The 26342-nt window shown below is 66.5% G+C and carries 13 protein-coding genes; 7 read left to right on the plus strand and 6 right to left on the minus strand.

The annotated features are described in order from the left end of the window. Nucleotides 1–73: 73 nt before the first annotated feature. Nucleotides 74–3073, minus strand: coding sequence for a DNRLRE domain-containing protein (locus tag OHA91_RS39210; RefSeq protein ID WP_328738216.1), 3000 nt, complete (start codon nucleotides 3071–3073; stop codon nucleotides 74–76). Between the two features lie 758 nt (nucleotides 3074–3831). Between OHA91_RS39210 and OHA91_RS39215 the strand changes: the two genes are divergently transcribed. Together OHA91_RS39215 and OHA91_RS39220 are read left to right on the plus strand one after the other, a co-directional pair. Then, nucleotides 3832–11217, plus strand: a complete 7386-nt coding sequence (locus tag OHA91_RS39215; RefSeq protein WP_328738215.1) for a polymorphic toxin-type HINT domain-containing protein — start codon at nucleotides 3832–3834, stop codon at nucleotides 11215–11217. A gap of 59 nt (nucleotides 11218–11276) precedes the next feature. After that, complete coding sequence (locus OHA91_RS39220) at nucleotides 11277–11702, plus strand: hypothetical protein (RefSeq protein WP_328738214.1); 426 nt, start codon at nucleotides 11277–11279, stop codon at nucleotides 11700–11702. 70 nt (nucleotides 11703–11772) lie between these two features. On the opposite strand, the gene OHA91_RS39225 is transcribed toward OHA91_RS39220, so the two are convergent. Beyond that, the gene (locus OHA91_RS39225) at nucleotides 11773–11952 is read right to left on the minus strand and encodes a hypothetical protein (RefSeq protein WP_328738213.1); all 180 of its coding nucleotides are present in this window, start codon (nucleotides 11950–11952) and stop codon (nucleotides 11773–11775) included. 348 nt (nucleotides 11953–12300) lie between these two features. Between OHA91_RS39225 and OHA91_RS39230 the strand changes: the two genes are divergently transcribed. The 3 genes from OHA91_RS39230 to OHA91_RS39240 all read left to right on the plus strand — a co-directional run bounded on the left by OHA91_RS39230 (nucleotide 12301) and on the right by OHA91_RS39240 (nucleotide 16943). After that, nucleotides 12301–13008, plus strand: coding sequence for a hypothetical protein (locus OHA91_RS39230; RefSeq protein WP_328738212.1), 708 nt, complete (start codon nucleotides 12301–12303; stop codon nucleotides 13006–13008). A gap of 294 nt (nucleotides 13009–13302) precedes the next feature. Further along, nucleotides 13303–14139: a hypothetical protein gene (locus OHA91_RS39235; RefSeq protein WP_328738211.1), complete on the plus strand. Its 837-nt coding sequence runs from the start codon at nucleotides 13303–13305 to the stop codon at nucleotides 14137–14139. Nucleotides 14140–14756: 617 nt separating this feature from the next. Further along, a complete protein-coding gene (locus OHA91_RS39240) occupies nucleotides 14757–16943 on the plus strand; it encodes a dsDNA nuclease domain-containing protein (RefSeq protein WP_328741034.1) in 2187 nt (728 codons plus the stop codon). Nucleotides 16944–16949: 6 nt separating this feature from the next. Here the strand turns inward: OHA91_RS39240 and OHA91_RS39245 are convergent, their stop codons facing one another. The 3 genes from OHA91_RS39245 to OHA91_RS39255 are packed head-to-tail and all read right to left on the minus strand — an operon-like array spanning nucleotide 16950 to nucleotide 20811. After that, entirely contained in the window at nucleotides 16950–18887 is a 1938-nt protein-coding gene (locus OHA91_RS39245; RefSeq protein WP_328738209.1) for a hypothetical protein, read from the minus strand. Next, nucleotides 18887–19459: a hypothetical protein gene (locus OHA91_RS39250; RefSeq protein WP_328738208.1), complete on the minus strand. Its 573-nt coding sequence runs from the start codon at nucleotides 19457–19459 to the stop codon at nucleotides 18887–18889. The genes OHA91_RS39245 and OHA91_RS39250 overlap by 1 nt, the downstream gene beginning before the upstream one ends. Beyond that, nucleotides 19456–20811, minus strand: coding sequence for a dsDNA nuclease domain-containing protein (locus OHA91_RS39255; protein WP_328738207.1), 1356 nt, complete (start codon nucleotides 20809–20811; stop codon nucleotides 19456–19458). The genes OHA91_RS39250 and OHA91_RS39255 overlap by 4 nt, the downstream gene beginning before the upstream one ends. A 171-nt stretch (nucleotides 20812–20982) precedes the next feature. Between OHA91_RS39255 and nrdR the strand changes: the two genes are divergently transcribed. Together nrdR and OHA91_RS39265 are read left to right on the plus strand one after the other, a co-directional pair. Beyond that, on the plus strand, nucleotides 20983–21453 hold the full coding sequence (gene nrdR / locus OHA91_RS39260; RefSeq protein ID WP_328738206.1) for a transcriptional regulator NrdR: 471 nt from the start codon (nucleotides 20983–20985) through the stop codon (nucleotides 21451–21453). Between the two features lie 263 nt (nucleotides 21454–21716). Next, nucleotides 21717–22760: a hypothetical protein gene (locus OHA91_RS39265; protein ID WP_328738205.1), complete on the plus strand. Its 1044-nt coding sequence runs from the start codon at nucleotides 21717–21719 to the stop codon at nucleotides 22758–22760. Nucleotides 22761–23010: 250 nt separating this feature from the next. Here the strand turns inward: OHA91_RS39265 and OHA91_RS39270 are convergent, their stop codons facing one another. Then, nucleotides 23011–25548 carry a DEAD/DEAH box helicase gene (locus OHA91_RS39270; RefSeq protein WP_328738204.1) on the minus strand — a complete coding sequence of 846 codons (2538 nt, stop codon included), beginning with the start codon at nucleotides 25546–25548 and terminating at the stop codon, nucleotides 23011–23013. Between the last annotated feature and the right edge of the window lie 794 nt (nucleotides 25549–26342).

Genomic DNA, 26342 nt, shown 5'->3' on the forward strand with positions numbered 1-26342 from the left:
TGTGCCCTGCCGCAAGTTGTCGCTCGGCAGGGCACAGCCGTGGTCATCAGTGGCTCCGCATGCGTGCGGTTGATCAGCCGATGGTGAGGAAGGTGTTCCAGCTGTCTTCGTCGACGCCGGAGGCGGGGCCGATGGCTCCGGCTCGGCCTTGGTAGAGCCACTGCTTGCCGCCGGCGTCGACGGCCCAGATGTCGGGTATGCCGTCGCCGGTGGCGTCTGCGGTGCCCAGGATCTTGGGGATGGCGGTCCGTCCCCAGCCGGTGGTGGCGTAGGTGTAGTCCTGGCCTCCTTCGGAGTCGACGGAGGCGGCGATGGACTGCAGGTCGACACCTCCGTTGGCGCCGGGCTTGCCCTTGCGCAGGAGGAGGCCGCGGTTGGCGTTGGCGTCGTCCCGGAAGAGGAGGTCTGGAACCTTGTCGCCGGTGACGTCACGAACGCCGATGAGATCGCGCGGTGCCCAGACCTTGTCGGCCAGCTTCTTGTACGAGGTGAAGCTGCCGCCGGTGTAGCCGGAGAAGATCCAGAATCCGCCTGCGGTGTCGACGGCGAACAGGTCTGCGAATCCGTCACCGTCGACGTCTTCGCTGACGACGATCTGCCGGAACGTGGCCGGGCTGGGTGCGCTTGCCGGCAGGAGAATTTCCATGCGGCGGTCGACGTCGAACTGGCCGGCGCTGTTGCCGAGGCCGGGGTAGATGTACAGCTTCCCGTCAGGCATGCGGGCGATGAGGTCGGTCAGCCCGTCGCCGGGGAACCAGTCCGTGGAGTGGCCGATGAGCGCGGGCTTGCCGTCCTGCGTCTTCCAGTAGCCGGCCACAGGGACGCTGTTCTGGACGGCGCTGAGCATGTAGTGGTCGGTGTCGCCGATCTGGTCGCCGGCGTAGGTGAGGAGGTTGCCGTCCCCGTCGACGGCGAGGAGGTCGGGATGCCCGTCACCGGTGACGTCGCCCGGCTTGTCCTGGCCCGGCCTGGGCTTGACGAGGAACTTGTACTGGGTGGGGTTGGAGATGTTGCCGAACTTGCTGACGGTGCGGACGTAGAGGACGTTCGGGCCGGCGGTGTCGACCTGGAGGGAAGCCTCGGCGTCACCCGCCGCATTGGGGGTGGCCTTCTGGTCGAAGAGCGGCCGATTCAGGCTCCACTGGTACTCGCGGATGTCCTCGGGCTTGGCGCCGTTGGCCTTGAAGTTGATCTTTTGCCCCGGGGTGCTTGCCGCGTTGACGCTCCACTCGGTGTAGTTGTCACCGTGTGGAGGGAACGCGGCGGAGCTGACGGCGGGGTTCGGCGGGATGGTGTGGCTGACGGTGAGGGTGCACCAGCCGCCGCCTCCGGAGTCGAGCGGCCCACTGCCGGGCGACCACCAGTTGTCAACATCCTTGGCCCGGGCGAGCCAGTAGTACTTCTGCCCGTCGGCGAAGGAGTTCATGGGTACGGTCGCGGTGACGACGCCTTCGCTGTTGACCGGCAGCGGCTGGTTGTAGACCTGTGCTCCGGTGCTGGCGTTCCACACCTCGATCTGGACCCGGTCGAGGTTCTGCTGCTGGGGCAGGTCGTCGCGGTCGACGCCCTTGACCTGGAAGGTCACGTCCGTTTTGCCGATACCGGTGCCGGCGCCGCTGGTCAGGCACGGGCCGCCGGGGAAGGTCTGCATGTTCGCCGCGAGCGGTACATCCGGCGGCGTGTGGTAGGTGACCTCGATGTACGGGGCGGTCTCGCCGTTGGCGATGAACTTCTTCCAGTAGTACGAGTCCGACTCGTTCGGGGCGGCGAAGCCGAGGGACAGCGCGCCCCAGCCGCTGTTGGCGGCGTGGGCGACGAGGCCCTTGATGTCGGGCGCGATCCAGTTGTCGGGGCAGGAGCTGTTGTAGCCGTAGCCCGCCATCTCGGTGGCGACCTTCCACGTCCACCAGCCGCTGGTGTTGTTCCAGGTGCTGGAGGAGGTGACGTACGGGGTGGAGTAGATGTCCATCTGCTTCTGGCTGCAGGACCACGAGTAGGTCTGCAGGGCGCGGACGACGGCCGAGTCGATGCCGACGCCGTGCAGCTGGCTGCCGAAGTCGAAGTTGAAGATGGAGCGGGAGGTGCCGCCGGTGGTGGACTCGTAGCCGACGCGGGCTTCGTTGGTGCCGCTCGCGTTGTAGTTCTGCCCGTTGTAGAAGCTCGAGTTGCCCGCCGTTTTGTAGAGCAGGCTCCAGGCGTGCTTGCGCCCCTTGAACGAGGGGTCGATGAATACCGGGTACGCCGTCTCCGCGGCATTCAGCATGGATGCGTCGGGGGTGACGGAGAGGGTGTTGTCGGCGAGGGTCGCTGTCGCGGGCTTCAGCCGTGCGCCTTCCGCACCGGCGAGGCCGGGCAGTGCGAGCGTCGGGTGCTGCTGCGCGGTTTTGGTCGGCTTCCAGGCCGGCTCGTTGTCGGTGGTGGTGACCTTGCCGCTGGAGTCCCACATCATCGGGGTCGGCGAACCGGCGATCTCCTCGCCCTCGCCGTCGCGGGCGCTGACCGCACTGGACTGGGCGTCCAGGTGGAAGGTGAGGTCGGGGGAGGCGAGGCGGTACTTCAGCTGTCCCAGGAGCGGATCGGCCGCCGCCTGCTTGTCCTTGACGACGAGCAGGTGCGAGTAGCCGCCGTCCTGTGCGGTCATCAGCAGGTCGATGCCTGGGCGGACGTTCTCGTAGAGGGCGCGAGGCCCGTCGATGACGGGCTGGGGGAGCGCGCCGGGCCAGCTGACGACCAGGTCGTGACCGCCGGTGTTCAGCCTGACCAGGTCGGTCCAGACTTCGGCGGGGGTGTCCTGTCGCAGGGAAACCCGGGTCACGGCGCGTGAGGCTCGTTCGCCGGTGCCTGCCTGGGAGCCGGCGCTGAAGACGACTCGGCCGTTGACTGCCTTGGCCGCGTACCCGTCTTTCACACGCTGCAGGGTGGTGTCGATCGGCTTCCACTGGCCGTCGACCTTGGCGCGGACGGCAGAGCTGAAGATCTGCTTGCGGAACGTGCCGTCAGGCCGGGCGAAGGTCGTGGTGTTCGCACTGCGCTCTGCGGTGGCTTCCACCTCCTTGCCGGTCTCCTGGGCCATACGCTTGGCTTCGTTCGCGGCGACGGGTATGTCCTTTTCCGGCCGGGAATCCGCCTTCCCGCTGCCGGTGACGTGGACGCCGACGGGTATTGCGACCGCTGCAGCCAGGAGAGCGGCGAGGCTGCCCAGGGCCCGACGGCGTCTGAACCAGGGACGGGCCGGCGCGTCAGCGCCTTCTTTCTCAGCCGCTGTTGGCGGTCTTTCGTCCACGGATTCACTGACAGACACAGCTGTACCTCTCCCCCCTCGGGCAGGCTTGCGCGGCCCTCGGCACTCACATGATTCCGGCCACCGGCATGACAGTCCGAAGGGATCCTGACCCCACTCGCCCGTCTCTCAGATGACTCGCGTCCCGAGCATGAACCATCCCCCGGGCTCCGTCACTACTCCACAGGGGGTCTGACCTGCCCTGCAGGAGCATTTTGTGCCGATTGCCCTGAGGTATACGGGAGGCAAAGTGATAAACGGCACAGCGGATATTGGAACCATAGATTTTCCAGCCAGCTCGGCTGAGAATCAGCTGGCTATTTGTCAGTTTCCTGCCGGCCGTGTGCCATCGCCGCGGCGGCAGAGCGTGGGGGGTCAACATGTCGCCGTTGTCGGCGAACAACTTCCGCCTGCCCGGAAACAGAAAGGCACGCGCAGCACGCGCGCGCCTGGCCGGGCGCGCCGGCATCACGCTCTCCGTGGTGCTGGTGGCGACACTTTTGCCATCTCAAGCCTGGGCGGCACCACCGGGTGACCGCAGCGGCGTCACCTTGCCGAAGCTCCAAACAGACCGGCCGATCAAACTCAACCAGGCCGCAGCGGCCCAGATGAACGACTGGGAGCCGACGCCGGTCGCTCGTCCTCCGAAGTACGCGGCCAAGGCGGTAGAGCCGCCCACTCCGGATTCGGTTCCGGTCCCGCTCAGCGGCAGCGCACTCGTCCAGGTCCCCAACCTGCCCGTGAAGATCGGCAAGGCCGCCGGGGCATCGGCGGATCCGTCAGGAACCTGGACGGTGACGCTCGACGCGCGTGAGGCCAGTGAGGCCGACGACATCGACGGCGCCCTCATCGTGGTCACCCCGCCGGCCGACAGCACCACCGTCACACCGGTCGACGTGCAACTGGACTACACCAAGTTCAAGGACCTCTACGGCACTGGGTGGGCTTCCCGCCTGAAGTTCCGGCAGCTGCCCGCATGCTTCCTGCAAAAGCCGGTCCAAGAAGGATGCTCGCCGGCGGACTCCAGGGAAGTCCCGACCATCAACGACCCGTCCACACGCACGGTCAAGGCGACCGTGGATCCGGGAAGCTCCTTCGGCGAGGGCCTGCGCACGATGGCGGTCACCGGTGGCGGTGGCCCCGTCGTGCTGGCGGCCTCCGACAGCGGTTCCGGCATGGCCGGCTCGTACAAGGCGACCTCGCTCTCCCCCTCCGGCTCGTGGACCGCGGGGAACAGCGGCGGCGGCTTCTCCTGGACGTACCCGTTGACCGTGCCGGCACCCCCGGCCGGACCCTCACCCAAGATCGCCTTCTCGTACTCCTCCCAGGCGGTCGACGGCAAGACGTCCGTGGCCAACAGCCAGGCCTCCTGGATCGGTGACGGCTGGGACTACGAACCGGGCTACGTCGAGCGCCGCTACCGCTCCTGCTCCGACGACGTCGAGGCCAACCCCACCGGCGCGAACAACAGCAACGCCACCGACAAGAAGAAGGGCGACCTGTGCTGGGCCGGGCCCGGTGACAACGTAGTGATGTCACTCGGCGGGTCCACCACCGAGCTCGTTCACGACACCGCCACCGGCAAGTGGATCCCGGCCAACGACGACGGCTCCCGAGTCGAACTCAAGACCGACACCAGTGAGACCAACGGGGCCAGGGGCGGCGAACACTGGGTCGTCACCACCCGCGACGGAACCCGCTACTTCTTCGGACGCCACGACGTCGACGGACCCGGTGGCAACCGACCGGTCACCAACTCGGTCCTCACCGTGCCCGTCTTCGGAAACCACCCCGGCGAGCCCTGCAACGCAGCGGCCTTCGCCGATTCCTCTTGCAGCAAGCAGACCGCCTGGCGCTGGAACCTCGACTACGTCGAAGACGTCCACGGCAACGCCATGATCATCGACTGGGCGCGGGAGGACGGCCGCTACGCCAAGAACGAGAAGTTCAAGACACCGGTCACCTACCATCGTGCGGGCTACCCCACTCAGATCACCTACGGTCTCCACAACACCAACCTCTCCGGTGCGCCAGCCGCGAAGATCGAGTTCACGGTCGACGAACGGTGCCTCGAAGAGACCAAGTGCGCCCTAGGCAACTTCGAGTCGAAGAACTACGGAGACAAGCAGTACTGGTGGGACACCCCCTCCACACTCCACTGCAAGGCCGGTAGCGCCTGCTACGTCGGCTCACCGACCTTCTGGACCCGCAAGCGACTGGCCGCCGTCACCACCAAAGCGCAGCGCACTACGGGCTCCACAGGCCTTTCCCTCGTCGACACGTGGAGCCTGTCCCACTACTTCCCGAAGCAGCGAACGGACACCTCTCCGCCGCTGTGGCTGGACTCCATCCGGCGAACGGGTTTCAGCACCAAGCTGGACAGCGGTGGCGCGCAACTGAGCGAGTCACTGCCTTTGGTCTCCTTCCGCCCCAACGGAAAAGACATGCCCAACCGGGTCAAGGACGGAGCGCAGGACCCCCGGCCGGACTTCGACCGCCTGCGCATCGAGAACATCGCCACGGAGACCGGCGGCGACATCCACGTCACCTACTCCGATCCCTGCTCGGTTTCGGAGCCGCGCCCGCAGCCCGAGGCCAACACCAGCCGTTGCTACCCCGTCCGCTGGTCACCGGACAGCAGCCTGGAGAACCCGCCGCTGGCCTGGTTCAACAAGTACGTCGTCACCGAGGTCACCGAGAGGGACCGAGTCGCCCTCCAGCCCGACGTCACCACCAAGTACGACTACAAAGACGGCGGCGCCTGGGCCAAGGACACCGACGAGTTCTCCAAGCCCACGATGCGGACCTACAGCCAGTGGCGCGGCTACGCCACCGTCATCACCACGCGGGGCATCACCACCACGGGCGCGTACGACGCGACCCAGCAGTCGGAGAGTCGGGCCCGGTACTTCCGCGGCATGTCCGGCGACGCCGGCCGCGACAAGATCACGATCAAGGACTCCAACGGCGCCGACATCGCCGAGGACCTTCCCCAGTACCAGGGCATCGCAGCCGAAACCACCACGTACACGAAGGCGGGCGAGGGCGGCAGTCCCCTTTCGCGCACTGTCACCTATCCGTGGTCGCACCAGAGCGGCGAACGGGCCAGGCCCAACAACACCACCCTGTACGCCTACCGCTCCGGTACCGCGCGCACGGACGACATCCAGTGGCTCAGCAACGGCTCCACCCGCACCGTCCGCAAGACCCACACCTTCGACGCGTCCTACGGACTCGTCCAGACCGTCCAGTCCGAAGTCGCGACACCCAACGGCACGGGCGGCGAGCAGCTCAGCGACCAGACGTGCGCCAGCACCGACTACGTCCACAACACCACCGCGCACCTGATCGGCCTGGCCGCCGGCGTCCGCACCACGGCGGGTGACTGCTCCCAGAAGGCCACCGGGGCGCTCATCTCAAACACCCGGAACTCCTACGACGCCCTCAACGCGTTCGGAGCCGCCCCCAGCAAGGGACTCGTCTACCAGGCCGAAACCAACGACGCGGCCGGCCCCGGCTGGATCACCACCGCGCGCACCGAGTACGACACGCTCGGGCGTCCCACCAAGGCCATCGACGCGCTGAACAATCCCGTCACGACGGTGTACAGCCCGCCCACCGGTCCTGCGTTCACCGTGACCAGCACCAACGCACTGGGACACACGAGCACCACCAAGAACGACCCCGGCCGCGGCGTGCCGCTGGAGGAGGCCGACGCCAACGGGCGGAAGGTCACGACCGCCTACGACGCCCTCGGCCGGACCACGGACGTCTGGACACCGTCGCAGAACCCGGGCAGCGACAAGCCGGCCCACACCTTCGCCTACGAGATCAAGGAGCACGCACCGCCGACCGTCACCAGCGCCACCCTGCAGGACGACGGCACCTACAAGCAGTCGATCGAGATCTACGACGGCCTGCTGCGCCCCCGGCAGGTGCAGACCGACGCCCTCGGCGGAGGACGTCTGATCAACGACACCCTCTACAACGGCAACGGCACGGTCCGTCGGACGAACAACAGCTACCTCGCGGACAACAAGCCCGAGAAGAAGATCTTCATCCCGGAGTCCGACACCGCCGTCCCCAACTCCACGCAAGTCGCCTATGACGGCGTCGGACGGGCGGTGCGCACCACCACCTTCCACGGAGGCGACGCGAAGGACTCCAGCACCGTCGAGTACGGCGGCGAATGGACCAGATCCCGCACCGGCATGTCGGCCGACGGCACGACACCCCTCAAGGGCAGCCGCGCGGTCAAGACGAACACGGACGCCCTCGGCCGTACCACGCAGGTCGAGCACTACACCACCACCAACGTCGGTGGCGCGTCGAACAAGACCAGCTACACCTACGACCTGCGCAACAAGCTGACCAAGGTCACCGACACCACTGGCATCAACACCTGGTCCTACACCTACGACGCACGCGGCCGCATGACCGCGTCCGACGACCCCGACACTGGCCAGACGACCTTCACCTACAACAACCTCGACCAGCAGACCTCCGTGACGAACTCCGCCGGCCAGGCGCAGTTCACGACCTACGACGTCCTCGGCCGCAAGACCGAACTGCGCGACAACTCCGCCAGCGGACCCAAGGTCGCCACCTGGACCTACGACAGCCTCGCCAACGCAAAGGGCAAGCCGGTCGCCTCCATCCGCTGGGTGGGCGCTACCCCGGTCACGAGCGAGGTCACCGGCTACGACAGCGAGTACCGTCCCACCGGCTCGAAGATCACCATCCCGGAAATCACCGGTACCTCCGACTCCCCCGGAACCAAGGGACTCGCCGGCACCTACAACTACACCACCACCTACACCCCCACGGGCAAGGTCCAGTCGACGACCCTCCCGGCAACGCCCGGCGGGCTCGCCGCCGAGAAGCTGATCACCCGGTACAACGCCGACGGCATGCCCCAGACCATGTCGGGTCTGGCCTGGTACACCGCCGAAACTATCTACAGCCCCTTCGGCGAGGTCCTGCGCACGGCATCGGGCAGCGCACCCAACCGGGTGTGGACGACCAACTCGTTCAACCCGAACACCGGCCGGCTCAGCGGTACCGAGAACCACCGCGAGACCGCGCCGAACCTCCTGTCTGCCACGACCTACACCTACGACGCCGTCGGCAACCCCACCTCCATCACCGACACCAGGCCCGGCGCGGACGCGCAGCTGCCGCCGACTCCCGACCGCCAGTGCTTCACCTATGACGCTCTGGGGCAGCTGGTCAAGGCCTGGACCGGCAAAACGGACCAGTGCACGGAGCCCACCGATCTGGACCCGACGCACGCAACCGCAGGCCCCGATGGTGACGGCTACTGGCAGGAATACCAGTTCGACGCGATCGGCAACCGAACCCAGCTCCTCGACAAGGACCCCTCCAACGGCTCCACCCGCGAGAAGACGACCTACACCTACGGCATAGACACCGGTGGCGGCAACAAGAAGCAGCCCCACGCGCTCGCGCAGGCCGCGAAGACCACCACCAAGCCAGGCCTGACGGTCAACTCGCTCACGACCTACGCCTACGACACCCTCGGAAACACCACAACCCGCCGCATCGACGGCGACACCCAGAACCTGACCTGGGACCCCCGCAGCAAGCTCACCTCAGCCAGCAGCCCGGGCATCGGAGCCGTCGCCGTCACCGGCCTCGCCGGCAAGTGCCTCGACGTCGACAGCACCGCCACCCCCAACGCGGCAGGTGCCCTCCCCGTCCAGCTGCTGACCTGCAACGAGTCCAAGGCCCAGCAGTGGCGCCTGACCGGCGGCACCGTCCAGGCCCTCGGGAAGTGCCTCACCGCCGAGGGCGGCGAAGCCGTCCTGAAGCCCTGCGACCCCAGCAACGACGCCCAGAAGTTCACCCACCGGGCCGACAAGACCCTCCACAGCACGAAGGCCCAGGCCTGCGTCACCGTCCCCAACGACAATCCCGCCGAGGGCAACGACCTCGACATCTACACCTGCGTCGCCGGTGCCGCAGCCCAGCAGTGGACCTTCAGCAACACCGGAACCCAGTACCTCTACGACGCATCCGGCAACCGCCTCGTCGAGGAAACGGGCAGCTCCCGCACCCTCTACCTCGGCGAAGCCGAGATCACCGTCAACAAGGCCGGCCAGGCCATGGACGCCGTCCGCTACTACAACAGCCCCGGCGCCCCGACCACCGTCCGCCGCACCAACGGCAAGACCACCGGCCACAGCCTCTCCGCCCAGCTCACCGACCACCACAACACCGCAACCACCAGCGTCGAACAGGCCACCGGCCAGACGGTCACCCGCCGCAAGTCCGACCCCTACGGAAACCCCCGCGGCACCCAGCCCGGCAACTGGCCCGGCAGCCGCACCTTCCTCGGAACCGGAAACGACGACAACACCACCGCCCTGACCCACATCGGCGCCCGCGAGTACGAACCGGCCACGGGCCGATTCATGTCCGTCGACCCGGTCATCGACATCACCGACCCGCTCCAAATGAACGGGTACACCTACTCCAACGGCAACCCGATCTCCAACGCCGACCCGAGCGGCCTCAAGTACTTCGCAGGCCACGACGACCCGGGCTTCCAGTCCTCCCCGCAGAACGTCGTCCAAGCCGCAGACCGGTACGTCCGCGGATACGGCAACACCAAGGGCAACGGAGGAGGCCCCAAGAACAAGGGCAAAGACTGCGGCATCTTTTCCAAGTGCAACCTGAAGAAGACCGTCAAGAACGTCAACAAGTTCTGGAACGAGAACAAGGTGATGATCGTCTCGATCACCACCGAAATCGTCGTCGGCACCGCCTGCGTGGCCACAGCAGCAGCCGTCGGCGTCGGCACCGGCGGAGCCGGATTCGCTCTAGCCGCCGGCTGCGGAGCCCTCGCAGGAGCCGCAGGCGCTGCCGTGGCGAACGCGATGGACGACAAAGCCGACCACAGCACCATGGGCGTCCTCTCCGACATGGCCGAAGGCGCACTCTGGGGCGCAGCAGGAGGTGCAGCAGGCGCAGTCGCGGCACCCGTCCTCAAGGCCGCTGGCGGTGCCCTCAAGAATGCAGCAAGTAAGCTGCGCCCCGGTGGGGGTTCTTGTCCTATCCCCAATAGCTTCGCCACCGGGACGCACGTCCTCATGGCCGACGGCACCAGTAAGCCGATTGAAGATCTCGAGATCGGCGAACAGGTGCTGGCCACCGACCCGGATACGGGTGAAACCGTCGCGAAGGATGTGACCGCCACCATTCTCGGCGCCGGGTCCAAGGACCTCGTCGAGATCACGGTCGAGACAGACCGTATCCCTGACACCGCACCAAGCGTTATAACGGCCACAGACAAGCACCCGTTCTGGGTTGTCGACCTCGCTGAGTGGGTGGACGCAGCTGAGCTTCAGTCGGGACAGTGGCTCCGCACAAGCAGTGGCACGCATGTCCAGGTCGCATCGCTCAAAAAGTCGACGACCAAGCAAGCGATCGTCCATAACCTCACCGTCGCAGACCTGCACACGTACTATGTGCTTGCGGGCGTGACTTCGGTCCTCGTTCACAACTGCGGAGGAAGCAATGTAGGTGGGACGCACGGAAGCCTGAGGCCTGCAAATCAGCCAGGCTTCTCGGGACCCCAAGAAATAAATCACATGCCGCAACACGCCTCTACTCCTCTGTCCTACAGTCGAGGCCCAGCTATCCGGATGGATAGGGTCGACCACCGACAGGTATGGTCGACCGGATCGGGGGCCCGGCCGGAGCCCAAGGCGTGGAGAATGATGCAGACGGATCTCGTGAATTCCGGCCGTATCGATCAGGCAATGCAGAACGACATTAACGATGTCATAACACGCTTCCCTGGAAAGTACAACAACGCCATTGGAGATATGATCGGCGCACTCGCAGGTAACGCCGACTATCAGGCCGCGCGTGGCATCCCACAAACCGTCCATGTGCAATTGACCCTGTGGTAGACCGTAGAATCTGTGGTTTGGAGGACTAAGTGGTAATTGAGCTCGACCCCCCTAGAGGGGTGGCTGGCCTGCAGATCGGCATGTCCATTGAAGCGGCAGAGCAATCCCTCCGAGAGATTCCGGGGTTCGTTCCGCCGGTCCCGGGCGAGTCGAGGAACCGGGGGTTTGCGCACTATGAATCCGAGCTTTCGATTTCTGTCGATTTTGACTCGCTCGGAGTGGTGCGCGCCATTGAACTGTTTCGCCCCGAAAAGGATGTGCAGGTAGTCTTCCGCGGCGTGAACCTCTTCGCGGAGAGTGCAAATACTGTCATCTCGCAACTTGCCGAGATGTTCCATGTCGAGATCGAAGATGGCGGCTTGAATATCACGGCCCCGAGTGTATTTATCGGACTGTGGAGAAGCGTGCTTCCGGAAGATTCAGGGGGCGAAGAGGGGTGGCACTTCGAATCGGTCATTATTGCCGCACCTGGATACGGGTCGTAGTCGTGCTTTCTGTCGTCTGTGTCGCGCGGTAAGGCGGGGCGCGTCAAGGTACACGCTGAACCTCCGGAAATCACGCGAAACCCTGCTCGACTTCCTCGATGGCGATAGCGAAGTCGGGTATGTTGCGGGCGAGGCTCCACGTGCTGTGACGGCAGTAATCGACGGCAACGGCGGCGAACACACTCATTGTGTTCGCCGCCGTTGCCGTGGGTGCGTCAGTTGCAATGAAGGAGCTGCCGAGTGCGGCCATGGCCTCACTCCAGAGGTGGGGGCGACCTGGAAGGCAGTCCCGAAGGTCCGCACCAAAGGGGTGCCCTCACTTTTCCCGTCCCCACCGGCGATTTGGCTCGCGTATGCCTTCTCTCCTCAGTCCGTTTGGGTCGGCCAGGGGATGGGCTGTTCAGAGTTTCTTTGCTTGATCAAGGCGGCCCGCTGTTGCGGCCCGCGCGCGCTCCGGTCCCTCGGGGCCGCCGCGCGCTCCTGTCTCCGCCCCGCTTGCCGGCGGCCCCGCCGGTCCGGGCGCGCAACACCACCAGCAGGCACTGTTCTGGGGCTCTGCCCCCGGCCCCGGCCCTCTCTCCGAGGGGGAGGAGGCCGAATGGGGTGCGGCTCCGTCGTGGTGATGGGTGGTCGGGTCGCGGGAGGGGTCCCTCGCCGGCCGGTCACCGAAGGCGTACCAGACCTGGAAGCCTTCCTCGCCCTGAACCCTGCCCGCAGGGCGTCCTGGCTGGCTGGCCTGCGCCAGTTCTTCGCCCACGCCCACCACACCGGAGCCGTCCTCCACAACCCCGCCAGCCCCCTCGACGCCCCACAGGCCCGCGGTTTCCGCGGCACCGTGCTCACCCTCGACCAGCAACGCACCCTCTACCACCGCTGGAACAGCCCCGGCGAGACACACCCGCACGAAGCGTTCATCGGCCTGGCCGCCCTCCTCCACGCGGCAACAACGACGGAACTGAGCCTCCTCACCCTCGACCGCCTCACCCCCGCCCGCTACGCAGTCCGCTTTCCCGGACGCACCCTCGACCTCACACTCGATGAGGCGACGTGGAAGGCGCTGACAGCCTGCCTCCGCCACCGCGCCTCGCTGCGCACAGACAACCCGCACATCCTCGTGACACGCCTGACCAGAACCACCCGAGAACCAGCCGGCGCGGCCCACATCCGCGACAGCCTCGCCCCGGTCGGCCTGCTGCCGCGCATCCTGCGCTCCACCCGACTGCTCACCCTCGCCGCCGAACTCGACATCAAACAGCTCACCGCGGCCCTGGGCATGTCGTACAACGGGGCAGCCCACTACGTGTAACCCGTGCCAGTGCCGGAGGCCGCTACCGCGCCCAGGCGATGCCGAGGTCGGCGAGGGCTGCGCGCTGTGTCCGGTCGAGCTTGCGCGCCTGCTTTTGGCGTTGGTGGGGCCCTCTTACTCCCCCCGCCCGGTGGCCGGAACCGTTGGAGCTGGACCGCGGACGCACCATGACCGGGCCTCAGCTAGCCGACGGCGACCCATGCGCTCTGGCTCGCAAGCAGCTGCTGTAAACCGATGCCGTTCGTGCCGGTTGGCCTGACAACATCAGGTGAGGCTTCAACCAGACGAGGACCGATGGCCAACTTTCAATTCGGCTCGAACAGTTACAACATCAACATTCGGGCGCAGCAGCACGTCAACCTCTACCAGGGATGGGACGTACACCGGCTTGCCCTGACCTTCGAGGTTCACCCCCATGGCGGCTACGCCGAGGACGCTCCGTACCTCGTCTCGGGCTCGCTGTGGACGCACGACATGCCCAGCCCCGCGAGCTGGATCGGAGACCTTCATGCCGCGTCGGGACCGATCGGACTGAAGCCGTTCGGGACCGTGCTCACACTTCACACGACTGTCACGGACCAGCAACTGCGCGGCCTGGAGAAGATGAGGGCGGGCACCGACCTGGTGCTGCGCGCTGACCTCACCCTGACCGCACTGGCGGAGGCCAAGACCTGGCCTGTCGCCTCCGGCCAGGAGGTCATACGCATCCCGCACGCAGCGTGGAGCAACGCGATCGCTCAGCTCGACGCCGGCGCCTTCGTTGACGTCCTCGTTTCGATCACTGAGGTCGAGGCTCGTGCGACTGCAGCCCGTCGTGTTCGTGAGGCGAAGACTGCGATCCGAGACGGTCGCTACGAGCACGCCGTTGCCCTCGCACGCGCGGCCCTCGATCCTGTACGCGAGGCTTGCAACACCCAGAACGTGTCCAGCCAGGCCCTGAAGAAGAACGCCAAGGACCGCGACCAGGCGGAGCGCTGGGCGGTGCTCACCCAGAGTGCCTTCGCGCTCTTCAGCGGCGCCCCGCACGACGATGCAGGCACGACAGAGCACTTCACGTGGACGCGGGCCGACGCTGTCGCGGCTGTCGCCACCGCCGCCAGCCTGCTCGCCCGGCTAGAAGACCTTCCGTAGGTTGCTTCGCGCACCCCCGAAGGGGGTTACCGCCTTCGGCCGTGGGGTCCGCGGCCGGCCCCTGAGCTCCCGGTACGGCCGGGCTGGCCGCACACCCTTCCAAACCTCCCAGGCGGTGCTGTCCGCTTCGCCGCCTCCGGCGGCCTGACCGCATAGGTGGGGCGCTGTGAACACGCGGGGGACGGGCGTACACCGGCTCACGGGGCGTTGCCCGGGCTGGGGAAGGCGATCGGGTACGAGACCGTCGGTACCACGGCCGGCGTGTCCCACCCGGGCCACTTCACCGGATGCACCGTCGACTGCGGCTCCGGAACCTGTCTCACCGGGGCAGCACCGCTCATCGGCTTGCTGCTGAGGCCCCCAGCACGAACATGACGAGCAGGCCGACCTGTGTGCTGGAACCGGCACGATTCCGCCAGTGCGCCCGCACAACCGCCCCGTTCCGTAAGGCGCACTTGTCCTGGTGGAGTGGGCTATTGATGGGCGAAGCTGTTCAGCACCTTTGCTGCGCGGTCGTGACGGCTCGGACGGTTTGCTCGCCTCTTCATCGAAGTGATCGACCTGCTGCTTCAGTACCCCTTACGCTGCGTGCTTGGAGAGCGCGGGCTGGGGGGCATATGGCAGATCCGATTGCGATCGGCACTCGGAACGATTCTGGCTCGGCTGTGCTCCGGGGGTATGAGTACCAGACTCATGTGACGGCACTCTCCGTTCTGGAGATGCTGGCTGACCAGCACGTCCAGCACGTGACGTGTGAGCACATCGGGGACGTGATCGTTGCCCGCAGCGCCGCAGGGCAGGCCAGCGGCGGTCTGTTCTGGGAGTTCCAGGCGATCAGGGCTAGAAGCTCCACCAGGCCGTGGAGGCTCGGAGAGGTAGCCAAGGGACCGCTGAAGCAGCTGTGGCACTCCTATGAGGCGGTGAGGGGACAGAAGCTCTCCTACGGGCTTACGGCTGTCCTGGAAGGCTCCCTCCATCCTGCTGACCCTCTCGTTGCGGCTCTTGCCCATGGGGAAGGCGCGCAGCACGAACAGTGCCTGCAACGGGTGGCAACCCATCTGAGCGCTGGCATCCAGGAGGTTTCTGGCTTCTTGGACCTGGTACGCGTCCAGGAGCTGCCTGGAGACATCGAGTCGCGGAACCTCGACTTCCTCCACGAACTGGCTCCGTCTTTGACCGGTGCGGAGATCACCAACCTCTACACCGAGCTGGTTCGTCGTGTCAGGGCGGCAATGCAAGGTCGCCTGGAGTCTTGGTGGGATGACGCGGCAGGAGTGCAAGGTCTGTCGACAGGAGAGTTGGGCAAACGGATCGGGCCGAGGGCTGTCGCCGACATCCGGCAGCGTCTGTATCGTCCGGACCACGTGCGGGCTGACGACTCGGATCGCTTCAGCGGCGATGCACCGGCGCCGGTCCACGGGCCCCGTGGCTCGGCTCCGTACGATGCTCGCGGTATGCGAGGGGACTACGCCTGCGAGAAACACCCCTTCCATCGCCAAGAGGACGGCATGGCTGACGTCTTCCACGCGACCCACAAGCCAACGGGCACACCCGTGGTCCTCAAGAAGCTGCGCGACAAGCACCCGCCCCTTCACAAGGTTGCCCGGATGACCCGTGAGATTGAGGTTGGCCGTCTCCTGAGCGAGCACCCGAACGCGATGCCGGTCTGGGACGCGGACGCGGACTGCAAGTGGTTCGTCATGCCGAAGGCGCAGACCGTCGCAACGCAGTGTCTCGACGAACTGAAGGATCCGGCTGCGCTGCGGGATCTCGTGGAGAGCGTGTGCTCGGCTCTGGCGGCTGCCCACGGCATGCAGGCATCAGCCTCCGAACACGGGTGGGTGCACCGGGACATCAAGCCGTCTAACGTGCTCCGGCTTGACGGGAGATGGGTTCTGGCTGACTGGGGCATTGCCCGCCGTCCGCCTGGCCAGACCACCCATCCGCAGCGCACGAGGGTCGGGGTAAGCATGGGCTCGGCGGGCTTTGCCGCCCCCGAGCTGAGCAACGACGCGCACAGCGCTGGCCCGCCGACCGACATCTACAGTCTGGGGCAGTTGATCGGCTGGGCGGTCACAGGCAGGGATCCACTGCAGAACGTTGCTCTCATCCCGGAGTCGGGGCCCTGGCGTGCGGTTGTTCGGGAGGCGACGCGCACGGACCCCAGGAGACGGCCGGCAACGGTGCGAGCGTTCCTTGATCTCATAGCCCAGGAGATCGACACACCTCCCATTCCGCCCGTAGTACAGGCCGCGGCACTCCGTGACTCCCTGAACGCTGGAGAACCGAACGCCCCCGAGGAACTGGTGGTCCTGGCCGCCGCCCACCCTGACGACGCTGCCCTGTACTGCGACGTACTCCTTGCCATCGACCCCGAGGTGCTCATACCGGCACTGATGGCCGACATCCCTCGGGCACTCGAGATCGTCCAGGCAATGCCCGAGCTTCTGGACACACACCGCTCACCGGAGCGCGGGGAAGTCGACGCCCTGATCCTGTGGCTGTTCACCGTCGCACGCTACGCCGCTGATGCAGGCCGGCTGCACCTGCTGGAGGAAAGCTGCAATGGTGCGTTTAGCTGGGACGCTGCGTGGGACCAGTGGAGACCGCAGGACAAGATCAGGCCCTGGCTTCGTACGCTGACCGGGGATGCTGCCGGCTCGGTCGCTGGAGCTCTGCGCGATCATCCCGACTGTGCCCGTCACTTCTCCTCACTCGCGAACGAGTTGGGAGTTGATCACAGGATCCGATCAGCAGTTTCGTCACCGTCTCGGGGTTCGGCCACAACTGCTGGGGTGAGGTAGGAACGGCTACGCCTGGTATCCATCTTCGGTGCGTGTGGTGTGGTTGGGGCCGGGGTGGGCGACGCCGGGGACCATGGGGTGAGTGTAGTCGAGTTCGATGGTGCTGAAGGCGTCGTCCGGCAAGGGCGCGGTGTCGTTGTCGGCGATGATGAGCTGGAGGCGCTGGCCGTAGGCGTCTGTCAAGGCTTTGAAGCGGCTGTAGATCCGTCGGCCTCGTTCCTGGTCGTCGCGGTTGCTGCCTAGCGCTTTGCGGGGGGAGTCGATGAGCAGGATCGACGGGACGAGGATGTCGGGGTGGGTGAGTCCGCATTCCAGGAGTGCGAGGTGGTAGGCGATGTTGACGCCGGCTTGGAGAGCGCCGCCTGACGCCTGGAGGCTTTCGAAGGGCGTGTTGTCGACCACCGGCAGGTAGGTTTTCGGGTCGATGACGGCCGACTGCTCCCAGGGCAGGTTCAGCTCCCTCAGGGTCGTGGTGAAACGACTGCTGAGGTCGGTGACAAGGGATCGTCTGGCGTCGCTTTCTGCTTTGCGCACCTTGAGCTCGGCGTTGGCGGCTTTGCGTAGTGCGGTGATGTCCTTGGCGGCTTGCGCGATGGCACGTACGCGCGCCCACGAATCGCGCAGGTGCAGGACGGCGTCGATCCCGCCGTTGAGGGCGGCGACGCGAGCACTGGCGTCCGAGATGGCGTCGAACCGCGGGGCGACGACATCGCGTGTCTGGGCATCGAGCTGCCGGCGCAGGTTGGTGGCGAGGAACTCGGCGTCAGAGGATCGGTCACGGGCCCTGCGCAGGACCTCGGCGTCCGCTTGCATCAGCTCGCGTGCGTCCTGGAGCTGCTGCTCCAGCGCGCTGCGTGCTTCCCGGACGGCTGCCGGGTCCACATCCTCCTCGGCGGGATCAGCTTGGAGGCAGACGGCGCAGTGATCTTCCGGGACAGTTCGCGCGTCGAGGCGTTGTGCGCAGCGCGGGCAGACCACGAAGTGGAAGGGGGAGAGCTGGTCGATCGCGGTTGCGGAGCGTTCTAGTCGCCTCAGGTCGAGTTCGACTTGGGCGACGACGGACTCACGGGCTTCGACCAGTTCCCGGGCGGCGAGCATCTCCTGTGTGGCAGCCGTCGCTGCCTGCACGGCCGCCCGTAGGTCCCCGCGCAGGACGGCGTCTGCGGCACTGGTCTCGGAGATTTCCGTTCGCAGTGTGCGCAGGGTGGTCTCGGCGTTCTGCAGCATGTCGCGCAGGCCGGACAGCTCGGTGCGCAGTTCGTCGTCGGTCCGGGGGTCCGTGGCCGTGAGGAAGGCGCCGACGTTCTCTTCCTCGGCTTCCGCCTTCCGCAGGTCCGTGGTGAGCTGGTTCACCTGCCTCTCCAGCTCCATCACAGTCGATGTGGTGAGGCCGAACATGAGCTCGAAGAGCACCTTGCGCTGCTTCTTGAAGTGGTTGTCGAGGTGGCCGACCACTTGGCGGTCTAGTTCGCGGGCTTCCAGGTAGACGTAGCGGAAGAGGTGGGTGAAAGTCAGGTTGAGGGTCGTGGCCTTGCCGTTGCGAGTGGTGGGGATCTTCTCGCGAGGGAAGCACAGAGCGTCCAGAAGAACGTCCGACAGGCTTCGCTGTCCTTCTTCCGCCCGGGTGCCGAGAGTGTGCTGGAGCGCCATCGTCTCGGGATCGAGGATGTCGACACGGTCGGAGCGGTCACCACTGATCGTCCGCTTGAGGATCATGTGCTGCTCTCCAACCACGACGGAGGCCAGCACTGAGTGGACGTGATCGCGTACCGCGGGCGTCAGGACTGCGGTGCCCCCGATCGCATGTTTGAGCAGCATGAGAAGGCTGGACTTGCCCGCACCGCTGGGGCCGCTGATGACGGTGGCCGGCTGATCGAAGCGGTACGTCGTCTCCGCAGTGGCTGTGGTGACGGTCAGGGCGAGGAATCGGAGGTGGGTGGCCATCAGATTTCCGTCCGCAAGGGCCTGTCCACCGCGTCGGGCAGGCGATCATAGATGAGGGTCTTCAACGCCGATCCCGACTTGTCGAAGTGCTTCTTCAGCAGGACGACCCGCTGAGCCACCACGGCCCACTCGTCGGTCTGCGCCAGCATGGACGCGGCCATCGCTCCGTCCGCGGTGACGCGGAACTCCGCGCGACCTGACCCGCCGTAGGTGATGAGTCCGCGGCCGGCCAGGGAGCCGAGGACGCTGTAGTACCGCTGGTCCCAGGGCCCGTACTTGTACCGGGTCATCCGGCTCTCCACAGCCAGCCGCTCCGAGGACGTGGGCTCCGCTCCCGCAGGCCAGCTGCCTCCCTGCTCGATGAGCAGACGCTCCAGCATCGTCGGATAGCGCAGGAGGAAGTCCAGCTTGGCCAGCTTCGTCAGGCCGTCCAGCGACCGCTTCGCCGTGGTGAACCGCTCGATCAGCAGAAGAACTCTGGCCTCGTGGTAGCGCGCTTCCCGCTGCTCATCACCCCGGGCCTGACGCCGGATCTCTGCAGCCGCAGCCAGGCGCTCGACGCCGTTCGTCACGATGCTTCCCCGGTAGAGACATCGAAAGGAGCAGAGAAGTAGAAGTGACACTCGTCGCAGAGCTGATAGGCCAGACCCCGAAGGTGAAGCTTGTTGATCTTGAACGGTATGGGAGTGTCGACGACTTCAGGCGTGAGGCGCTGCCTGATGAGCTGATTCATCCGCTGTCCGAAGGCAGCCCCGTCAATGACCTCGCTCTGCGCGTGCGCCCGACAGTCGAAGACGGTATCCACGACCTCCAAGCGCAGGTTCTCCAGGTCCATGGCGTCCCCCGCCAACCCGGAACGGCGCTGTGACCAAGTCACATACCATGCTGAGCGGAGTTCCTCGGCGTAGGCAGCCTCGTCAGACGGAACCTGGCCGCGGGCAAGCTTTTTGCGGAGCGCCGCGCCCCCAGGGGCAATCATGGGCGCCTGGCCGCGGCTGTACGTCGGCACTGCTGCTTGCCGATAGACGAATTCGTCCAAGATCGTTTGGCGGTAGAGCGTACGGCTCGCGACACGTCGCAGAATCTGGGTGTTGTAACGCACTCGACTTGAGTCGGCGACGTAGGCGGCCAGCTGCCCCCGCTCGCCCTCGCTTCGGTTGGCCTGTTCCACCCGTTCGATGATCCGTTTGTAGCTGGCGTTCACGTCGACGTGATCGAGCTGAAGGTCTTCGATGGCCGGCTCAAGCAACTGGCGGATGTTGATGTCCGTGATGTGCCGATGGGATGGCACATCCTTGTAATGGATCTCCAGCGCTGCCATGAAGTTGGTCACGTGGTCGATGAAATCCTGGGGGGCCGCGATATCGCTGGCCTTGCGCAGCTCCGGCAACACCTCAGGGATGCTGTCGTACGGCTGCTTCCAGCGGACCTTCAGCAGGTGTTGCGAGAGGCTCTTGGCCATGGCGTCCCTGCCGGTCGTGAGCTCCGGGTCTGGACCGCACATACGGGCAAGAGTTGAAGCGTTGTCTTTCGCGGGACTGAGAGGTGCGTTCGTTGTGAGGCGAAGCCGCACGTTGGCGGCGCGCCCGCAGGCAGACCACCGGTCAAATAGGTGGGCTACTCCGCCGTCCTTGCAGAGGTCCGCCAGGGTCCACTGGGTGCGGCTGCTGTGCTTGACCGAGACCAGCTCCACCTCGCCGTTCGTGAAGGCGATGACGAAGTCCTCATGCCACTCGCATACGACGTAGTCGATGACGTCCTGGGTGAGCATGGCCAGACAAGCCTGGGCTGCTACCTCGGCCTGATACCGATACAGGCCAAGGGTGTCGGATCCGCTGTCCTCGCCGGGGCGAAGCTGAAAAATCGGGTGAACGAAGTGCTCGGGATCGCCCACCGAGTCCGCCAACACATCGACCACGCCCACCCCCGCTACCGACCCTTGAGTCAGCCATGCTCCGGCCGGACGATCCGAAGATCCACAGATCTACCACAGGTCCCATGCCGTGCGTAACCGAACAATCACAAAAATCGCTCTCCGTCGTTGAGGGGCTCTGTGGGGTGATTCAGTCGTGCCGAGAAGGAGGGTGAGGGAACCATGCACTGCCCCTTCTGCAGGCACCCCGACAGCCGCGTGGTCGACAGCCGCACTACGGACGACGGCACGTCGATCCGTCGGCGCCGTCAGTGCCCCGACTGCTCCCGTCGTTTCACGACGGTGGAGACGGCCTCGCTGATGGTGATCAAGCGCAGCGGGGTGACCGAGCCCTTCAGCCGTACCAAGGTCATCTCCGGCGTGCGCAAGGCGTGCCAGGGGCGGCCGGTCACCGAGGACGCCCTCGCCAAGCTCGGCCAGCGGGTCGAGGAGGCGGTGCGCGCCACCGGAAGCGCCGAGCTGACCACCCACGACGTGGGTCTGGCCATACTCGGCCCGTTGCAGGAGCTCGACCTGGTCGCGTACCTGCGGTTCGCGTCCGTTTACAAAGCGTTCGACACCCTTGAAGACTTCGAGACCGCCTTCGTGGAACTGCGTGAGCGCAGAAAGTTCTCCCTGGCTCGACAACGGTAGTTGCTTTCGAAGACCAGCGAAGGTGAGCCCTGGCTCGATCTGAGCCCGCTCCAGCCCGACCCGACATAGGGAGAGTTACTTGATCACGTCCCCCCTCAGACGCGCAGCCCGTCAGAAAATACTCAAGGAAGGATCCCGGCCCCGGCCGCCGACGAAGGGCGGCGTCCACCCGCACTGCACCCCCCCGGCATCCGGTAAACGGAAGGCTCGTTGTCGGACCCGCTCCGTACCCTTGGCTGAGGTACCTGAGACAGGAGGACATCGTGGCCCGCATTAACCAGCGCGCGATTGACAAGCACATCAAGGACATCGCCAAGAGCTACGAGCGCGCAGCCAAGCGGAATCCCATCCGGGTGCCGATCCAGACCGAGGCGTCCGCCCCAGGAGGAACCATGCCCGGCCGTGACTCCGCCGAAGGCGACCCGGTCCTGGCTAGGCTCCTGATGTGGCTCGACGAGCAAGCGCAGCGGAGCCCCTCGCGCTACATCGACGTGACCCGGTTCGTCGAAGAACAGCAGCTGCCGGACGAGGACCCGGCCGTGCTCGCGTTCGAACTGGAGCAGCGCGATCTGGTCCGGGTCGCGCGCACCATGGGCGGCACTCCTGACGTCCATCTCACTGATGCGGGCCGCGCCGCGATCTACCGGCTGAAGAAGCTGCGCCTGGACCGCGCCGCCCGTCTCCGCTACACCATGGACGCCTTCCATCGGTGGCTGTTCGACACCGCCGGCGACCAGAAGCCCATCAACCCGGTGCTGTTTCTCGCCACGCCCGCCGCGTACTTCGCCGGGTCCGAGATCACCGGCACCGAGTTGCACGAAGCGCTCGCCCACCTGGCCCAGCACCAGCTGATTGAGCACATCGACACCGAGCCCCCCACCGTCGCCATCACACCCCAGGGCGTCAGCTGCGCCCTGACTGGAGGAAGCGTGCAGGATCACGTCAACCAGCCCCGCCCCGGCACCACATACAACACCTATCTGCCGAACGCCAAGGGCGTCATCATCGGCGAACAGCAGAACTTCACACAGAACAACACCGACGGCGTCGACCCGACGCTGTTCGTCCAGCTCGCCGGATACGTCGGCCAGGTCAGCCCCATCCTGGGCCTTCCCGATGAGGACCGCGTGGAACTGGAGCGCGTCGCCCAGGAGCTCCACACCGAGGCGACCTCCGGCAACCCCGAGCCGGGCCGCCTGCGCCAGTTCGCCACTCAGCTCAAGGACAAGCTCCTGGAGGGCGCCACCACCATAGCGGCGACGCAGGGCATTCAGATGGCTGAGCAGGCACTCGCCGCGCTGATGTAGTAGTCGCTCCCGTACCACGACGGGCACCTGGGGATTGGCCATGACGTCCCCGGGGCCCGGATTTCGGGAGCCGTATGGTCAACCACCTGCCACCCGATTGCTATGGGACGGGCCGTCGGTCCCTCGCCGACAGGTGGCCTGGCCCCCCTCCTGCCACCCGCATGACCCCGGCTCCGTAGCACGCTGCTGCCGGTCCCCGTCATGCCTACGCCCGGTCGACCTCGGCCCCGGTGGGACGCACTACCAACCCCTATTGCGCCCAGTGGATGCCGAGTTTGGCGAGGGCTGCGAGTTGTGTCTGGTCTAGCTTGCCGCGTCTGCTCCTGGTGTTGGTGAGCCAGATGCCGAGTTTCACGGCGTGTTCCTCACCGTGGATGACTACAGCCTCCTCATGCCCCCTTGGCACCGTCACAGACCCCGTACGGGCCACGTACTGGGTGAGGGCCTGCAGGCCCTTCTGGAAGGCGTCCCCGCCCGCGCGCGGCCCGGACGCCGTAGCCGTCTCCACCGGGGCCTTGCGGGCCGGTGGGGCCTTCTTCACGCCGAGTTCGCCGAGCCGGCGCCGCTGCTCCTCGTTCAGCCGGTCCCAGCCCCGCCGTTGGGTGGCCAGCCACCGTCCGACGTCCTCACCGTGCCGCGTCACCCCCGGCACGATTGCGGTCAGGCGGGCGCCTTCGGTGAGGAGCTGGGTGAGGTAGGTGTAGTGCCGCTGCCAGTCGACCGTCCACCCCAGCACCCCCGGGTTCCAGTCCGGGTCGATCGCGGCGAGCGCGGCGGCCCGCCGCTGCGCCCGGCCGGGGTCCTTGCCGAGCCCGCCGGGGCGGCGGATGTTCGTGAGGTACTGCCCGATCGCGATGTCGAGGATGGTGGCGCCCCGTGGAGCCGCGAGGGTGCCGTGCAGCTCGTAGTAGGCTCGCGCGGCGCCGAGGTTCTGCTCGAAGCCGGCGTCGGCGGTGTCCCAGACGATCCCGAGCTCCTCCAGCTCGGCCGCCCGCTCGCCGGTCATGGTCCCGGCCCGGTAGGCGCGCCGTTGATCGGACAGCCATCGCCCCAGCGGGAACATCCCCTCGGCCTCGACGTGCTCGTAGGGGACGTCGAGATCACCCTCGCGCTGCCGGTACCGCAGAGCTGCCTCGGCGCCCCGGCGCCAGTCCTGCCGTTCGGTGTTGATCACCTGGTAGCTGATCCACTTCGCGATCAGCGCCGGGTCCCGCGGCGTCGCGAACCGGAGGAGCAGCCGTGACTCCTCCTCGCCCTCCTCCGGCGCCTGCCCGACCGGCCGAGACGGGTCCACGATCCTTTTCTGGTTCTCCTGTGGAACAGCAAGCATTTCCACGGCCTTTTCATCGTGCGCCCGTAGTCCCGCCAAAACTCGAACCAGCGGCCGATACGAATTGGACGAAAGCATGTCCTCAGGCTTTTCATCCTTCCGCAGAAATACGGGGACGATGAGGGTGGCCATCTTTCCTTCACCGGGCTTCTGCCGCAGGGCCCGCCCGATGGCCTGGACGATGTCGACGGCAGACCCCTTGGGATCGATCAGGGCCACGCTGTCGGTGGCCCGGATGTCGACTCCCTCGCCCAGAACCCGGCAATTCGAGAGCACGGCGCGGCCGGCCCGGCGGCCGAAGTCCGCGAGGACCGACTGCCGGTGGGTGCCGTCGTGTTCTCCGCACAGCCACCCCGACCACACCCGCTCGGGATGCCGGCCCGGGTCGACCTGGTGCAGCCGCGCCGCAACGCGGTGCAGGCCGGCCGCGAAGGCCTCGGCCTCGATCGTGCGGTGGTGGAAGGTGATGGTGGTCTGCAGCCCGTGCTCGGCCATGGTCTCCAGGAGAGCGGTCTGCATCGCGGCGAGGCGCTGGCCGCGCAGCTGCTCCTCGTACCGCTCCTCACTGTTCAGCCGTTGCGGAGTGACGACGGGGTCGGTGAGTTCCGCGACGACAATTTGATACTTCGCCAAAAGCCCCCGGGAAATAGCCGAAGCGAGCGACAACTCATAAACAACCGGCCCGAACACCCGCTCGTCGTCCATCGAGCAGGCGAGCTCCTTCGGCAGCCGGTCCCAGCGCGGCCGGGAGACGTAGACCCGCCCCTCGGCCTCAGCCTCCTCACGCTCCCCGCGCTCCTCCGCCGCACGCCGGCGGACCTCCTCCATCTCCCGCTCCTGCGCCTGGGACCGCGGGGGCCGTTCCATCCAGATCCTCGGGGTGGCGGTCATGTAGAGCCGGCGCATCGCGGGGATGACTTCCTGGCGGTGGACATCGGCCCACGCCTTCCCCGCCGACCCCGACGTGCGGTGCGCCTCGTCGACGACCACCAGGTCGAACACGTCCATGGGCAGCCCATATGCGCCTTCGTGGGCCTCGGCGAGGACCGGCAGGGAGGCGTACGTGGCGTAGACGGTGACGGGGCCGCGCCCGTGCCACAGCCCCAGCTGCGGGGCCGAGGTCGTGGTCCGGACGTCGAGCTGCCACAGCTGCGGGTCGTCCTCCAGGGAGCAGACCGCGACAGCCGGCCCGGTGTGCCCGGCGAGCCGCCACTCCCGGACCGTCTGCGTCAGCAGATCGAGCGTCGGCAGGAGCACCAGGACCCGCCCGTGCCGCGCCAGTTGGAGCGCTGCTGCCGCGGCGATAAAAGTCTTCCCGGTCCCGCATGCGGAAATGACCGTAGCCCTCAGGCCCGCCTCCGGAATCCGCTTTCCCGGCGGGATATCCAGCCCCCGGACAATGGCCTCCACCGCCTCCTCCTGGTGAGGACGAAGCACGATGTCACCGGACTTCTGCATTCGGTACTCCGCTGAACTCGAAGCGGCGGGCAGACCCGCCGGGGGAGGGGGTGGCGATGTTCTCGGGATCCTACACACCTACACGCATCACATCCGTAGTGATGCACACAGAAGACTCTATCGTTCTTACACCCACGGCGGCGTCCTGAACAAGACATCACCGGATTCCGTACCAGAAACGAGCGGCCTCTACCCCAGCTGTGGGTCACGCGTGGACGATGGATGCGCCGACACACCGATGGGGGAGTGCCATGGAGCGCAGTGCACAGGAGATGACACGTCTGCTTCACCTGGTAGAGGAGGCGACCAGGATCCGCAGGGTGTGGGAAGAGGTGGCCACAACCCGGTGCTGCCGCCCGGCTGAAGAGGTGAAGGCTGCGTACGAGGCCGCTGCGGAACGGTGGGACGTGTCTCTCGACGAACGGACCGTCACTCTCTCCAGCATGTGGATCGGGGGATCCTCCTACTGGGAGTAGCCCACCACCACCCCACCGCGTACTGCCAGCCGGCCCGCGGCAGCGGGCCCAGGACCTGGAGGCGTAGCCGGAAGGTCCCAGGGGTGGGAGCGTCAGCGGACACCCCAACGGGCCGAAGGCCCGTCGATGCCCGCGTCAGCGGGCATCTGGTGACGCGTCAGCGTCACCGTCCCGGCGCTTGCGCCGGGACTTCCCCTGACGGGCCGCCTGAGGCCCGTCGATTCCCGCGCTCGCGCGGGAATCTGGCGAAGCGTCAGCGGAGCCTGCCCGGAAGCGCAGCGGAGGGCGTCTCTCCTGAGCGCGTCAGCGCTCAGGTAC

The sequence above is a fragment of the Streptomyces erythrochromogenes genome, assembly GCF_036170895.1.
GTDB lineage: Bacteria > Actinomycetota > Actinomycetes > Streptomycetales > Streptomycetaceae > Streptomyces > Streptomyces erythrochromogenes.

Excerpts from the sequence above, each read along its gene's own strand:
- OHA91_RS39210 (WP_328738216.1), bottom strand. The coding sequence starts at position 3,073 with ATGGCCCAGGAGACCGGCAAGGAGGTGGAAGCCACCGCAGAGCGCAGT.
- OHA91_RS39225 (WP_328738213.1), bottom strand. The coding sequence starts at position 11,952 with ATGGCCGCACTCGGCAGCTCCTTCATTGCAACTGACGCACCCACGGCA.
- OHA91_RS39230 (WP_328738212.1), top strand. The coding sequence starts at position 12,301 with ATGGGGTGCGGCTCCGTCGTGGTGATGGGTGGTCGGGTCGCGGGAGGG.
- OHA91_RS39235 (WP_328738211.1), top strand. The coding sequence starts at position 13,303 with ATGGCCAACTTTCAATTCGGCTCGAACAGTTACAACATCAACATTCGG.
- OHA91_RS39240 (WP_328741034.1), top strand. The coding sequence starts at position 14,757 with ATGGCAGATCCGATTGCGATCGGCACTCGGAACGATTCTGGCTCGGCT.
- OHA91_RS39245 (WP_328738209.1), bottom strand. The coding sequence starts at position 18,887 with ATGGCCACCCACCTCCGATTCCTCGCCCTGACCGTCACCACAGCCACT.
- nrdR (WP_328738206.1), top strand. The coding sequence starts at position 20,983 with ATGCACTGCCCCTTCTGCAGGCACCCCGACAGCCGCGTGGTCGACAGC.
- OHA91_RS39270 (WP_328738204.1), bottom strand. The coding sequence starts at position 25,548 with ATGCAGAAGTCCGGTGACATCGTGCTTCGTCCTCACCAGGAGGAGGCG.